We start from the raw sequence: 13,339 nt of genomic DNA, 5'->3' as shown, positions 1-13,339 counted from the left end.
GACGTTCGCCTTGTCGGAGGCTCTGCCCGTCCACGGCTTCGGCCGCCGGCGATAATCGACCGATGAGCGCCATCGAACGCCCTTCGCCGCCCCTGAACGCCGACGAGCGCACCACGCTCGAAAGCTGGCTTGACTTCCACCGCGCCACCCTCGCCATGAAGTGCGAGGGCTTGGACGACGGGCAGGCCGCCGTCGCGTCCGTGCCACCGTCCGACTTCACATTGACCGGCCTCGTCCAGCACATGGCAGAGGTGGAGCGGAACTGGTTCCGCCGAGTGTTCGCCGGAGAACAGGCACCGCCCATCTTCGACCCGCAGGCCGACCCGACTGCCCCTGACGGCGGCTTCGAACTGGCCGAGGGCGCCACACTGCACGACGCCCTTGCCACCTGGCAGGCGGAGATCGCCCGCGCCCGCGAGCTCTGCGCCGACCGCGCTCTGACCGATGCAGGCCGCTTCATGGGGCAGGACGTCAACCTCCGCTGGATCTACGTCCACATGATCGAGGAGTACGCCCGCCACAACGGCCACGCCGACCTGGTCCGGGAACGCATCGACGGCACCACTGGCGTATGACGCCAGATCAAGTCGCGTCCTCCCTGATGTGAGTGACGCGCCGCCGAGTTCCGTACAGGGCGGCGCGTCGGGCACAGCGATCGATCCGTTTCTACTTCTGGCTGATTTTCCAACGCGTGTGTGCAGGCTGCCCGGTGCGTGCTGAGTGCCTTGCCTACGCTCTCGACGAGCGGATCGAGCACGGCGTGGGGCGGCATGACGGAACGCGAGCGGCGAGCGCTGCTGAAACGCCGGCCCACCGTCCAGTCGTGGGCGGAGCTCCTGCGAGCGGCCCGTCAGGAGTACGAAGCCGCGTTGACGTCTCCTGGTCTCCGTTCCGCCTGAGGTTCGGCTGATGTGAGCCCGTACACGAATGCCTGCCGTGGGGCACGGGTCTGCCTCAGACGCATGCCGGGATGATCCTCCGGTCGCGGCCGTGAGGTGCGCGCGCGTCAACGGCGGTGACCGAGCACGACGCCGAGCAGCTGGCGGGACTGTTACGTGCGGCGGTGCTGGACGGCCGGCCCGTGAGCTTCGACGGTCTCAAGCAGCACTTCGTCCCCGCAGCTCCCACAAGCACGGCACCGATGGAAGCAACTCATGATCCGGTCCTTCCGAAGCAGACCGGGATTCAGTCGGGCCAAACGGGTGAAACCGGGTTGGGCCTGTGGTCGCCGGCCCCTGCTGTCAGGCCAGTGCGACGGTCAGGGCCTCTCGCGCCGATGCGCACACGGGCCGCCTCGGGTCCGGGCCAGTGGTGACCCGACGCCCACCACGGCCAGGCGCCCGTGTCTCATAGGTGGTCACTCGTGGAACACCCGACCGCAGGACGGCCGCTGGTCAGGTGGTGAGGGCCCTCACCGTCAGCCCGATTCCGACCAGGACGACGAGGGCGGAGGTCGCCAGGGGGCCGATGCGTGAAGCGAAGTGCATCAACCGTCGGGCGATGGAACCTTCGGAGGCTGCCGTGAGGCGGTGTTTGACGTGCAGGAGGAGCAGTCCGGCGAGGGTCAGAGTGGCGGCCATGCCCAGGCCGTAGGCGAGGACGAGGAGGATGCCGAAGGAGGTGCGGCCGAGGGCGACGGCTCCGAGGAGGACGACGAGGGCGGAGGGGCTGGGGACGAGTACAACTACCCGGCCGAGCACTGGATCCACCTGCGGACCACCAACCCGATCGAGTCGACCTTCGCCACCGTCCGGCTCCGTACCAAGGTCACCAAGGTCACCAAGGTCACCAAGGGCCCCGGCTCCCGCGCCGCCGGCCTGGCGATGGTGTTCAAGCTCGTCGAGTCGGCCCAGGCACGTTGGCGGGCGGTCAACGGCGCCCACCTCGTGCCGCTCGTCCGCGCCGGAGCCCGTTTCGAACGCGGCCAGCTCGTCGAGCGCCCCGAAGCGGTGGCCGCGTGAAGCGCCCGACGCGCGGTAAACGAGCTGTCCGTTGGGTGGCTACTGTTGCGCGTCGCCGGCCAGACGGCGGAAGGTCGGCCGGAGCTGCTACGGGTGACCGCGTCGGGTCGAGGGCCCTGCCGGATCCGGTGCTGGGTGCAGGTCCAGCATCATGTCGAGTGACTGGGAACCGTCCGCCTCGGTGAAGAAGCCGACCGGCTGGAAGCCGTTCTTCTCGTAGTAGCGGATGGCGCGAGGGTTGTCGGCGCGGACGCCGCCCCACAGGATGATCCTTGTCCTGCCAAGCAGTCGTGCGACCTCCGTGACAAGCGGGAAGGCGAGCGTCCCGACGCCTCGGCCCTGGTAGTCGTCAGCCAGAGTGGGGCCGAAGCGGCAGTCAGTTGGCTCGGTGAGGCGGATGCCCGCGTCCTGGTAGCGCGCGATGTCCGCAGGAGTCAGAGCGAGGCTGAATTCGAGAAGGCCGACGATCCTGCCGGACGGCACGTCCTCGAGCACCAGCCTGAGCTTGTCGTAGCGCGCGATCGCGTCACACAGCTCCCGGGCGGTCGCGAGGTCGTACCCGCCGAATGTACTGAAGCGCCTCGACTCGGAGGACAGGGCATCGAGGAACTCGGCCAATTGCCCCGTGTCGGCGTGCGTCAGGGGGCGGAGGATGACATCCGAACCGCCATGAGGTTTCAGACGGCTCGTCAGGCGAAGGGGGTCCTCGGCAATCTCGGTCAGCGTGAGCACCCCAGCAGCCTCTCTCCGAACCGGCTTCGATGAGACAACCTACCGGCTCCCGAGATTCCCAAGAACGATTAGTCCTTGACCGCGGCAAGCAGGTCATTGCCGTCCTCACCTGGTAGCGGGGGCGCCGGTCAGAAGGTGCTGCGGGTGGCTGTGCCGACAGCCACCCGCAGCCGACCCGCCCGGCTCATGGTTCCTACCGGGCACGAGACGTCCTCACGGCCGCCTCGTGCCCGATGCCGGGCGGATCGCCGGTCCGCTCCACCCCGTCGTGTCGGAGGCGGACGGAGCTCTTCTCGTGGCGCGCGATCAGCCGCTGACGCAGGTGTTGCCGAAGGACGGGTTCAGCAGCCCGATGATGCTCACGGTGTTGCCGCAGGCGTTGACGGGGATGTGGATGGGTACCTGGATCAGGTTGCCCGAGGCCACACCGGGTGAGTACGCGGCCACACCCTGCGCACCGGCATCGGCCGCAGCCATCGACGCGCCGCCCACCACGACCGCACCGGCTGCCAGAGCCACCGCAATGCCTCGTCGCACACGAACCATCTGAAATACCTCCCATGGGGGTAGCTGCGCCGGGCGGAGGTTCCGCTCGGCCCGCGAGCGAGCCGCTGAGTGCCTCGCGGCTCCCTCACCCGTGCCTTCGCCGCCGTTCGCCCTTCGGCTGGGCCGACGCGTCACGGTTCCCTCGAACGGGGCAACCGCCCGGGCTGCGGGTGACGAAATGTCGTCCCATCCGCACACCCGTCCGCTACGAAGAACTGCTGACACGCCCACCTGCTCCGGTGGCCGGGACGCCTTCGGGACGGTCCGGCCCGTCTGAGCGCAAGAATCAAGGACCGGCATGCGATGGACACCCCGCCCCCCGACGGCCGTACCCGGCCGCCCCTCCGCCTTCTCTCCACGGCCGGAGCAGCGCCGGTGAACCAACCCATCCCCTTCGGTGCCGGCCCTGCCGCGGGGCGTGGCGATCTGGTCGAGATCATGCGCGACGTCGCCCACGGCGACAAACAGGCCTTCTCCGTCCTCTACGACGCCCTCGCACCCCTGGTGTTCGGGATCGTGATCAAAGTCGTACGCGACCGGGCCCAGTCCGAGGAGGTCGCCCAGGAGGTCATGATCGACCTGTGGCGGCAGGCCGCCCGCTACCGGCCCGAAGCGGGCAGCGTCACCACCTGGGCGGCGACGATCGCCCACCGGCGGGCCGTGGACCGGGTCCGATCCGCCCAGGCCGCAACCGACCGCGAACAGGCCCAGGCCGCCCGCGAGCACACCACCGCCTTCGACGAGGTCGCCGAGCAGGTCGAGACCCGCCTGGAGAGCGAGCAGGTACGGCGCTGCCTGCGCGGCCTGACCGAACTCCAGCGCCAGGCTGTGACCCTGGCCTACTACCGGGGGCTCACCTACCGTGAAGTCGCCGAAGCCCTGCGCACTCCGCTTCCCACCATCAAGACACGCATGCGCGACGGGCTCATCCGGCTCCGCGACTGCATGGGGGTGACCACATGAACCACCACACGTCCGACGCCCACACCCTTGCCGCCGCCTACGCCCTCGGCGCCCTCGACACCGGCGAACGCGCGGACTTCGAATCCCACCTGGAGGCGTGCGAGGCGTGCCGGCAGGAAGCCGCGGAGTTCGGGGCGACCGCCGCACGCCTGGCAGCAGCGGCCTCCCAACCACCGCCCGCGGCGATCAAGCCGCAGGTCATGGCCGCCATCGACGGCGTACGCCAGCTGTCCCCGCGCGTCCCCTCCACTGCCTCCGCACCCGCCGTCGGCGGCATGCTGCGCAGCCGGGCCCTGCCACTGGCGCTGGCGGCCAGTGTGGCCGCCGCCGCCCTCGGCGGTGTCGCGCTGTGGCAGGCGCAGAACGGCGAGGACGTCAGGCAGCAGGCCCGCCAGGCGCAGCAGCGGCTGGACGAGGTCAGCAGCGTTCTGGCCGCGCCCGATGCCCGCACCGTCCACGGACGGGCCGCCAACGGGGCCCTGACCACCGTCGTCGCATCCGACCGCCAGAACAAGGCCGTGTTCACCGCCGGCAACCTTCCCGCACCCGGAGCCGGCAAGACCTATCAACTGTGGCTCGCCCACGGGGACACCATGCGCCCGGCCGGATTCATCGACCACGACGGTACGGTCGTCCTCAGCGGGAACCCGGCTGACGCGGGCGCGGTCGGCCTCACCCTCGAACCCGCCGGAGGATCGCCCCAGCCCACCACCGCCCCCCTGCTCCTGATGACCCTTCCCACCTGACCCGCAGGCCCCGCCGGACAGGCGCCGCGCGTCACCCGACAGCAATCGAGGTCCCTCATGGCCAACACCCCGAAGATCGGGGACACCGTCGGAGACTTCCGCCTGAGCGGCGGGCACCTGGACGGAGAAACCTTCCACCGAGCCGACTACACCCTGTCCGAGCAGCGCGGCAAACCGCTCGTCCTCGCCTTCTACCCCGGCGACGACACCCCGGTGTGCACCGCACAGCTCTGCTCCTACTCCGACGGCCTGGCCGGGCTCCAGTCCGCCGGGGCCACCGTCTGGGGCATCAGCCCCCAGGGAGTGGACAGTCACGAGAAGTTCGCCCGGGACAGGGGCCTGCGCATGCCGCTGCTGTCCGATCCGGGGCGTACGGTCGCCAAGTCCTTCGGGATCACCGCACCCCTGATCGGGCTGCGCCGTTCCGTCTTCATCGTCGACAGCACCGGCCGCCTGCACTGGAAGCACGTCACCGCGGTCGGCGCCACCTACCCGCCCGCCGGGACCTTGAAGGTGCAGCTCGCCCGCCTGACCGGCTGAACCGGCAGGCACCGCCCCGGCCCGCGCCCGCCGCCACACATTCTCTCCAATCCGGCCGCCCGGCCGCTGCGAAGTACGGGTGAAACGCAGCAGCCGAGCAGCGTGTCGAGTGGCGGGAGTGGCCGGGTGGAACAGCGCAATGTGGCCGTCGTAGGCGCGGGGGTGGCGGGCCTGACCGCCGCCTACGTGCTCGCGACCTCGTGTCGGGTCACGCTGTACGAGGCGGACGACCGGCTCGGCGGTCACGCCCACACACATGAGACGGCGGGCCCCGGCGGCCGTGCCATCGCTGTGGACTCGGGCTTCATCGTGCACAACGAGCGCACCTACCCCACCCTGCTGCGGCTGTTCCGGGAACTCGGAGTCGGCACGCAGGACGCCGAGATGAGCATGTCGGTGCGGTGCGACGGCTGCGGCCTGGAATACGCGGGCGCCCGCGGTCCGGCGGGCCTGTTCGCCTCCAGGGCCGCGCTGCGGGGGCGCTACCTGCGGCTTCTGGCCGAGGTCCCGGTCTTCCACCGGGGCGCCCGGCGGCTCCTGGCCCGTGGGGCGAACCCGGGCATCACCTTCGGGGACTTCTTGCGCGAGGGCGGGTTCTCCTCGTACTTCGTCAGCCACTTCGCTCTGCCTCTTGTGGCGGCGGTCTGGTCCTGTCCGGCGCGCACCGCCTTGTCCTATCCGGCCGCCTACCTCTTCGCCTTCCTCGACCACCACGGCCTGCTGTCCGTGACGGGCTCCCCGCAGTGGAAGACCGTCACCGGCGGTTCGGCCGCGTACGTCGCCGCCGCGGCCAAGCACGTGCAGCGGGTCCACACCTCCAGCCCGGTCCACGCCGTCCGGCGCACCGACAGGGGCGTACGTGTCACGACCGGGGACGGCACGGACACCCACGACGCCGTGGTGATCGCCACGCACCCGGACCAGGCGCTGCGTCTGCTCGCGGACCCCACCGAGGACGAGCGGCGGCTCCTGGGCGCCTTCACGTACTCGCGCAACCCCACCGTGCTGCACACCGACACCCGGATCCTGCCGTCCGCGCCCCACGCCCGGGCCTCCTGGAACTACCGCATGACCGGCTGCGACCCCTCGGCGGAGCCCGTCCGCGTCAGCTACGACATGCGGCGCCTCCAGCACCTGCCCGAGGGCGCCGACTACGTCGTCACCCTCGGCGGGGAGGACGGCATCGCCGCGGACCGTGTGGTGGAGCGGATGACCTACGAGCACCCGGTGTACACCCCCGCATCGGTCGCGGCGCAGCGGGAGCTGCCCCGCCTCAACACGGGCGTGACCGCCTACGCCGGGGCCTGGCACGGCTGGGGGTTCCACGAGGACGGCTGCCGCTCCGGCGCGGAGGCCGCCCGGTCCCTGGGGGTGCGCTGGTGACCGGGACCGAAGGACCCGCCGCACGCAACGCGCCCGCCGCGGCGCTCTACGAGTGCGTGATCACGCATACCCGCACCAGAGCGCTGCACCACTCCTTCCGGCACCGCACCTACCTGTGGTGCGTGGACCTCGACCGGCTGCCCGTACTGCCCCGGCCGGTGCGTCCGCTCGCCCGGTTCGACGCCCGCGACCACTTCGGCGGCGGCGCGCCCTCCATCCGCGCCGGACTCGACACCTTCCTCGCCGGCCACGGCATCGACCTGGACGGCGGGAACGTGACCATGCTGGCGCACGCCCGCGTGCTCGGGTTCGTCTTCAACCCGCTCAGCCTGTACTGGTGCCACGACCGCTCCGGCACCCTGGTGTGCGTCGTGGCCGAGGTCCACAACACCTACGGGCAGCGCCACTGCTACCTCCTGCGGACGGACGGCGCCGACGAGGCGGAAGTGGACAAGGAGTTCTACGTCTCGCCCTTCTTCGCCGTCGAAGGCCACTACCGGATGAGGCTGCCGCTCCCCGGTGACCGGCTGGCGCTCACCATCCACCTCGAGAACGAGGACGGCCGGGCCTTCACCGCCGTGGTCCGCGGCCGCCGCCGGCCCGCCACCGTGCCCGCCCTGTTGTCCGCCGCGGCCCGCAGGCCGTGGTCGACCGTCGCTGTCTGGGCCGGCATCCACCGGCACGGCGTCCACCTGCTGCTGCGCGGTCTGCCCGTACACCCCCGTCCCCGCCCCACCCCGCAGGAAGGCATGCTGCCGTGACCCAGCCCGCCACCACCTCCCACTGCCGCGCCCTCGGAATCCCCCCGCAGCCCCAACCCCCGTCGCGGCGGGTACTCGCCCCGCACGGCGTCCGACGCCCCGATGTCGAGCCCGCCCGCTGGCCGGACGTGGCCCGCCTGCCGTCTGCGGGGCCGGTCCGGACCGCCGTGGCAAGACACCTGGTCGGCGGCGCCCTGGAACGGCTGGCACTGACGGCTCCGGGCGGGACGACCGGACCGCAGTTGACCCTGCACGACCCGGAAGCCTTCCACCGGCGCATCGGCCGCCACGGCCTGATCGGATTCGGCGAGTCCTACATGGCCGGCGAATGGGACAGCGACGACCTGGCCGGCGTACTGACCGTCCTCGCCGCACACGTCGACGAGCTCGTACCCGCCCCACTGCGCCGGCTCCGCGGACTGTGGGTGGCCGCCCGCCCCGCCGGTGACCGCAACACCCGTGCCGGAGCCCGCGACAACGTCCAGCGCCACTACGACCTGTCCAACGACCTGTTCTCGGCGTTCCTCGACCCCACCCTCACCTACTCCGCCGCCGTGTTCACCGACTTCCCGGCCCGGTTCGAGGCACTGGAACCCGCCCAACACCGCAAGATCGACAGGCTTCTGGACCTCGCCGGGGTCGGGGAGGGCACCCGGCTGCTGGAGATCGGCACCGGCTGGGGCGAACTCGCCCTGCGGGCCGCCGCACGCGGCGCCCGGGTCACCACCCTGACCCTCTCCGCCGAGCAGGCAGCCCTTGCGCGCGAGCGCATCGCCGCCGCCGGATTCACCGGTCGGGTGGAGGTCCAGCTGCGCGATTACCGCGACGCCGAGGGCTGCTACGACGCGGTGATCAGCGTCGAGATGATCGAGGCCGTCGGCGCGGAGTACTGGCCCTCCTACTTCGCGGCGCTGCGCCGCGCGCTCGCCCCCGGTGGCAGGATCGCCCTTCAGACCATCACCATGGGCCACCAGCAGATGCGGCACACCGCCGCCACCCACACCTGGATCAGCAAGTACGTCTTCCCCGGAGGCCTGATCCCCTCCCGCAGGGCCATCGCCGAGCACTCCGCCGCCGCCGGGCTGGCCACCGTCGCCGACCACGGCTACGGCGAGCACTACGCCGAGACCCTGCGCCTGTGGCGCGAGCGGTTCACCGCCCGCCGCGACCTCGTCACCGACCTCGGCTTCGACACCGTCTTCCAGCGCATGTGGGAGTTCTACCTCGCCTACTCCGAGGCCGGGTTCCGCTCCCACTACCTCGACGTGCGCCAGCTCCTCCTCACCGAAGGGACCCGCCCATGAGGCCCGCCGCCGACCGACTCGCAGAACTGCTGGGCCACCTCCTGCCGGGCCCGCTGCCGGTGCGCCTACGGGCCTGGGACGGCAGCCGGGCCGGCCCGTCCGACGCCCCCCTCGTGATGCTCCGCTCACCCGACGCCCTGCGCCGCCTACTCTGGCAGCCGGGCGAACTCGGCCTCGCCGAGGCCTACGTCACCGGAGACCTCGACATCGACGGCGACCTCGCCGACGCCCTGTCACACGCCGGCCGGGCCATTCGCGACCGGCCCTGGGAGCGCCCTCGCCCGGCCGCGCTGGCCGCGGCCGCCGCCCTCGCCGTCCGGCTCGGCGCGGCCGGCCCGCCTCCCCGGCGCCCCGACGGGAGGGCGCGCCTGACAGGCACCCTGCACAGTGCCTCCCGCGACCGCGCGGCGATCAGCCACCACTACGACCTGTCCAATGACTTCTACGCCCTCCTCCTCGACGAGTCCATGGCGTACTCCTGCGCCTACTGGACCAGGCCCGACGACCCCGCCTACGCGCTGGCCGACGCCCAGCGCGACAAGCTCGAACTGATCTGCCGCAAACTCGGTCTGCGGGCCGGCGACCGGCTGCTCGACGTCGGCTGCGGCTGGGGCTCCCTGACCGTGCACGCCGCCCGGGAACACAAGGTGCGCGTCACCGCCGTCACCCTCTCCCGCGCCCAGCGGGACTTCGTCGCCGAGCGCGCCGTACGCGAGGGCGTGGACGACCTGGTGGACGTCCGACTGCTGCACTGGCGGCACATCGACGGCGGCGGCTACGACGCGGCCGCCGCCGTCGAGATGGGCGAACACGTCGGCGACGCCGAATACCCCGCCTTCGCCGCGAAGCTCCACGACGCGCTGCGTCCCGAGGGCAGGCTGCTGATCCAGCAGATGTCCCGCGGCGCGCACGCGCCCGGAGGAGGCGCCTTCATCGAGAGCTACATCGCCCCCGACATGCACATGCGCCCCCTCGGCCGGACCGTGGACCTCCTCGAATCCGCCGGTCTGGAAGTCCGCTCCACCGAGTCCCTCCGCGAGCACTACGCGGCCACCATCGACGCCTGGCGCGCCACCCTCGAAAGCCGCTGGAACGATGTCGAGGACCTCGTCGGGGAGACCACCGGACGGGTATGGCGCCTCTACCTGGCCGGAGCCTCCCTGGCCTTCGCCGAACGCCGCATGGGCGTGGACCAGATCCTCGCCGTGCGTCCCACCCGCGAGGGCACATCGGCCATGCCGCCCACCCCCGCCGCCTGGTACTCCCCGGCGAGCCCGTCGTGAACGGCACCGACTGGGGCGCCCTCGCCACCAACCTCGCCGTCACCGCGGCCACGGCGGGGTCGGTGCTGCTCACCACCTTCGCCATCGCCGTGCGCCGCGGCCTGCACCGCATCGTCGACATCGCGTGGGGCATCGCCTTCAGCGCCGTCGCCGCCGTCACCTGGCTGCTCTCCACCGGACACGGGGACGACGGTCGCCGCCTGCTGGCCGCCGCGGCGACGATCCTGTGGGGGCTGCGCCTCTCGGCACACATCGCACGACGCTCCCGCGGCCACGGCGAGGACCCGCGCTACACCGCCCTCCTCGACAAGGCCCCCGGCAACCGGACCGTGTACGCGCTGCGCACCGTCTACCTCGGGCAGGCGGCCCTGGTCTGGCTGATCTCCCTGCCGGTCCAGGCTGCCTCCTACAGCTCCGAACCAGTGGGCCCGCTCGCCTTCTGCGGGATCGCGGTGTGGGCGCTCGGACTCGCCTTCGAGGCCGTCGGCGACCACCAGCTCGCACGCTTCAAGGAGGATCCCGCCCACCGGGGCCGCATCATGGACCGGGGCCTGTGGGCCTGGACCCGGCACCCCAACTACTTCGGGGACATGCTGGTCTGGTGGGGCCTGTACCTGCTCGCCTGCACCGCCTGGCAACCGGCCCTTGCCGTCCTGGTCTCCCCGGTCGTCATGACCCTGCTGCTCACCGTTGGCAGCGGCAAGCGCCTCCTGGAGAAGCACATGGCAGACCGCCCCGGCTACGCCGAATACGCCGCGCGCACCAGCGGCTTCCTGCCGCTGCCACCCCGCCGACACTCCGCCGCACAACGGAGGCCGTGAATGAACGCGACATCGGGCGACGGGGGAGAGACGGTCGGCCGTGCCCTCGTACCCATCACCAGCGGGCGGCCCCCGCACGGGGCGAAGGCCGCCGTCCTGGTCCTGCACGGCGGACGCGCGGACGCCCCGGAGCCACCGCCCCGCCTGAACCTCCCCGGCCTGCGCATGCGGCCCTTCGCCGCCCACATCGCTCGAGCGACCGCGGCCGAGGGCGTGCTGGTCGCCCACGTCCGCTACCGCCACCGGGGCTGGAACGGCCACCACGCCCACCCCGTCGCCGACGCACACCGGGCCCTGGACGAACTGCGCGCGCTCACCGGCCCCGTGCCCGTCGTGCTGGTGGGCCACTCCCTCGGCGGCAGAGCCGCGCTCCGTGCCGCGGCGGACCCGCAGGTCACCGGAGTGGTCGCCCTCGCCCCCTGGTGCCCGCCCGACGAACCCACGACCCACCTGCTGGGCCGCACCGTCGTCGCGCTCCACGACGAGGCCGACCGGGTCACCCGCGCGGCGGACACCTGGGCCTTCCTCACCCGCGCCCAGCACGCCGGGGCCCTCGTATCAGGCGTCGCGATGCCCAGAGGCGGCCACAGCATGATCCCCGATGCCCTTCGGTGGCACCGCTTCACGACGGATGCTGCCACGGCACTCCTCGGACTGCCGCCCGGCCTTCCCGCGCCGGCCCAAGGCCTCCCCTGGGAAGGCCGTCCGGCCTGCCCACGCTGAACCTCTGGCCGAAGGGGGGGGGGAACTCAGCTCGGTGCCGTCACCTGCGAACCACGGGCGTCATGACCGGCCGCGTCGGCTCTGGTCACCACTCGGAGATGAGCGGCGTGTCCGGTTCGTGCTGCCGCCAGGCTTCGGTGAGGCGGGCGAGGCGGGCGGGGGCGGCGATGCCGCGCACGGTTGCGATCCTGCCGCCTGTGATGTCGAAGGTCACGGAGCCGGCGATGCGGTCGCCGACTACGAAGAGGAGTGCGGGAGCGCCGTTGACGACCGCGTGGTGGAGGGCCGGTGTGCCGCCGGCGAGTCGTCGTTTCGCGGGTGTGGGTGTGAGGCCGGCCCGTACGATCGCGGCGATGCGCTGCGGGCTGTCGTACCGCAGCAGCGTCTTGGCCTTACCGCCGGCGCCGTCGGAGATCGCGGTCGCGTCGCCGGTGAGCAGGGCCACGAGTCGTTCGGTGCGGCCCGAGGCAGCGGCGGCGAGGAATTCCTCGACGATCCCGCGGGCGGACGCCGGGTCGACTTCGCTTCCGCCGCGGCGCGCGGCGGTGATGCGCTGTCGGGCGCGGTGGAGGTGTTGCTGGCTTGCGGACTCGGTGATGTCGAGGATCTCGGCGATTTCGGCGTGGCCGTAGGCGAACGCTTCGCGCAGGACGTAGACGGCCCGCTCGTGGGGTGAGAGGCGTTCCATGAGGGTGAGCACGGCCAGGGAGACCGATTCGCGCTGTTCGAAGGTGTCGGCCGGGCCGAGCATCGGGTCGCCGTCGAGCAGTGGTTCGGGCAGCCAGGCGCCGGCGGTGCGTTCGCGGCGGGCCTGTGCCGAGCGGAGCCGGTCGAGACACAGGTTGGTCGCGACCTTGGTCAGCCATGCCTCCGGCACCTTGATCTGCTGCCGGTCGGCGGCTTGCCAGTGCAGGAACGTGTCCTGCACGGCGTCTTCGGCGTCGTTGGGTGATCTCGGTGTCCGCCGGGGACAGCCGGCGGGCCAGGGTCCCGGCTGCGTAGGCCCCGGCGTAGCCGGCTCCGAGGACGACGATGCGGTGCTTCATGTGCTGCTCCTGTCGGTCGTTCCGCTTGGTCTCGGTGACTTGAGCGGAACAGCTCCCCGATTCCTGACAGAAGTCGCATGTGACGCGGGTCACGGAGCGGTAGTGGCGTTGCCCGGCGATGCTCGCGGTGCCGAGGCGGTGTGGAACCAGACCCGGCTGAACGTCGATCTGCGGCAGATTCGCCCCCCACGCCCGCTCGCCGCAGCAACCGCGATCGTGCTCGGCTCCACGGGACTGGGACTGGGACTGGCCCTGGGGGCGGCGACTGCCGCCGGCGACGCGTGCTGCGAGACGGTTGTCGGTCAGCAGCTCCAGCGCACCGGGGGTGAGGTCGGGCGGGCTCACCGGCCGGACGTGGATCATCTCCATGCACCACCTCCATCGCTCGCCCGTCGGCCGTCGGCCGTACTGAGGGCGCCACGGTGCGAGCGAGTGGTCGAGCCCGGGCCCGCGTGTCCTGGGCCGACCCAGTCAGTAACACCCGCAGGTGGGCGGTCGGCAAACCGAGGTCGGTCGCCATGGCGTGGCGG

General features: G+C 71.9%; 12 protein-coding genes and 3 pseudogenes. 12 read left to right on the top strand and 3 right to left on the bottom strand.

Translation table 11 applies throughout. The features are described 5' to 3' along the window. Window positions 1-62: 62 nt before the first annotated feature. The 3 genes and pseudogenes from ACFYYJ_RS28815 to ACFYYJ_RS28805 all read left to right on the top strand — a co-directional run. Window positions 63-575, top strand: a complete 513-nt coding sequence (locus ACFYYJ_RS28815; protein WP_389136724.1) for a DinB family protein — start codon at window positions 63-65, stop codon at window positions 573-575. A gap of 116 nt (window positions 576-691) precedes the next feature. After that, window positions 692-899: pseudogene (locus ACFYYJ_RS28810) on the top strand (WhiB family transcriptional regulator); the annotation flags it as partial. 780 nt (window positions 900-1,679) lie between these two features. Beyond that, window positions 1,680-1,961, top strand: a pseudogene (locus ACFYYJ_RS28805) (IS256 family transposase); the annotation flags it as partial. A gap of 87 nt (window positions 1,962-2,048) precedes the next feature. Here the strand turns inward: ACFYYJ_RS28805 and ACFYYJ_RS28800 are convergent. Further along, window positions 2,049-2,693 (bottom strand): GNAT family N-acetyltransferase, encoded by a 645-nt coding sequence (locus ACFYYJ_RS28800; RefSeq protein WP_389136720.1) that lies wholly within the window; start codon window positions 2,691-2,693, stop codon window positions 2,049-2,051. A 306-nt stretch (window positions 2,694-2,999) separates the two neighbouring features. Beyond that, window positions 3,000-3,239, bottom strand: a complete 240-nt coding sequence (locus tag ACFYYJ_RS28795; protein ID WP_389136718.1) for a chaplin — start codon at window positions 3,237-3,239, stop codon at window positions 3,000-3,002. A 375-nt stretch (window positions 3,240-3,614) separates the two neighbouring features. Between ACFYYJ_RS28795 and sigK the strand changes: the two genes are divergently transcribed. The 9 genes from sigK to ACFYYJ_RS28750 all read left to right on the top strand — a co-directional run bounded on the left by sigK (window position 3,615) and on the right by ACFYYJ_RS28750 (window position 11,763). Next, a complete protein-coding gene (gene sigK, locus ACFYYJ_RS28790; RefSeq protein ID WP_385124469.1) occupies window positions 3,615-4,202 on the top strand; it encodes an ECF RNA polymerase sigma factor SigK in 588 nt (195 codons plus the stop codon). Continuing rightward, complete coding sequence (locus ACFYYJ_RS28785; RefSeq protein WP_389136715.1) at window positions 4,199-4,948, top strand: anti-sigma factor; 750 nt, start codon at window positions 4,199-4,201, stop codon at window positions 4,946-4,948. The genes sigK and ACFYYJ_RS28785 overlap by 4 nt, the downstream gene beginning before the upstream one ends. 57 nt (window positions 4,949-5,005) lie before the next feature. After that, a complete protein-coding gene (locus tag ACFYYJ_RS28780; protein WP_385363810.1) occupies window positions 5,006-5,488 on the top strand; it encodes a peroxiredoxin in 483 nt (160 codons plus the stop codon). A gap of 126 nt (window positions 5,489-5,614) precedes the next feature. Further along, window positions 5,615-6,871, top strand: coding sequence for an NAD(P)/FAD-dependent oxidoreductase (locus ACFYYJ_RS28775; RefSeq protein ID WP_389136711.1), 1,257 nt, complete (start codon window positions 5,615-5,617; stop codon window positions 6,869-6,871). Beyond that, the gene (locus tag ACFYYJ_RS28770) at window positions 6,868-7,632 is read left to right on the top strand and encodes a DUF1365 domain-containing protein (RefSeq protein WP_389136708.1); all 765 of its coding nucleotides are present in this window, start codon (window positions 6,868-6,870) and stop codon (window positions 7,630-7,632) included. The genes ACFYYJ_RS28775 and ACFYYJ_RS28770 overlap by 4 nt, the downstream gene beginning before the upstream one ends. After that, complete coding sequence (locus tag ACFYYJ_RS28765) at window positions 7,629-8,936, top strand: class I SAM-dependent methyltransferase (RefSeq protein ID WP_389136706.1); 1,308 nt, start codon at window positions 7,629-7,631, stop codon at window positions 8,934-8,936. The genes ACFYYJ_RS28770 and ACFYYJ_RS28765 overlap by 4 nt, the downstream gene beginning before the upstream one ends. Further along, window positions 8,933-10,219: a class I SAM-dependent methyltransferase gene (locus ACFYYJ_RS28760; protein WP_389136704.1), complete on the top strand. Its 1,287-nt coding sequence runs from the start codon at window positions 8,933-8,935 to the stop codon at window positions 10,217-10,219. Before ACFYYJ_RS28765 ends, ACFYYJ_RS28760 begins: the two co-directional genes overlap by 4 nt. Further along, complete coding sequence (locus ACFYYJ_RS28755; protein WP_389136702.1) at window positions 10,216-11,040, top strand: DUF1295 domain-containing protein; 825 nt, start codon at window positions 10,216-10,218, stop codon at window positions 11,038-11,040. Before ACFYYJ_RS28760 ends, ACFYYJ_RS28755 begins: the two co-directional genes overlap by 4 nt. After that, window positions 11,041-11,763 carry an alpha/beta fold hydrolase gene (locus ACFYYJ_RS28750; protein ID WP_389136699.1) on the top strand — a complete coding sequence of 241 codons (723 nt, stop codon included), beginning with the start codon at window positions 11,041-11,043 and terminating at the stop codon, window positions 11,761-11,763. It begins immediately after the preceding gene. Between the two features lie 85 nt (window positions 11,764-11,848). On the opposite strand, the pseudogene ACFYYJ_RS28745 reads toward ACFYYJ_RS28750, so the two are convergent. Continuing rightward, window positions 11,849-12,715 (bottom strand): annotated as a pseudogene (locus ACFYYJ_RS28745) (sigma-70 family RNA polymerase sigma factor); the annotation flags it as partial. Window positions 12,716-13,339: the final 624 nt, after the last annotated feature.

Origin of the sequence: Streptomyces sp. NPDC002467 (assembly GCF_042889825.1) — a bacterium.
Classification (GTDB): domain Bacteria; phylum Actinomycetota; class Actinomycetes; order Streptomycetales; family Streptomycetaceae; genus Streptomyces.
Note: the sequence above shows the minus strand (reverse complement) of the source record. Positions and strands in the feature narration are given on the sequence as shown.

What these genes read in the sequence shown, in the direction of transcription:
- ACFYYJ_RS28815 (WP_389136724.1), top strand. Translation starts at nt 63, where the DNA reads ATGAGCGCCATCGAACGCCCTTCGCCGCCCCTGAACGCCGACGAGCGC.
- ACFYYJ_RS28795 (WP_389136718.1), bottom strand. Translation starts at nt 3,239, where the DNA reads ATGGTTCGTGTGCGACGAGGCATTGCGGTGGCTCTGGCAGCCGGTGCG.
- ACFYYJ_RS28785 (WP_389136715.1), top strand. Translation starts at nt 4,199, where the DNA reads ATGAACCACCACACGTCCGACGCCCACACCCTTGCCGCCGCCTACGCC.
- ACFYYJ_RS28780 (WP_385363810.1), top strand. Translation starts at nt 5,006, where the DNA reads ATGGCCAACACCCCGAAGATCGGGGACACCGTCGGAGACTTCCGCCTG.
- ACFYYJ_RS28760 (WP_389136704.1), top strand. Translation starts at nt 8,933, where the DNA reads ATGAGGCCCGCCGCCGACCGACTCGCAGAACTGCTGGGCCACCTCCTG.
- ACFYYJ_RS28750 (WP_389136699.1), top strand. Translation starts at nt 11,041, where the DNA reads ATGAACGCGACATCGGGCGACGGGGGAGAGACGGTCGGCCGTGCCCTC.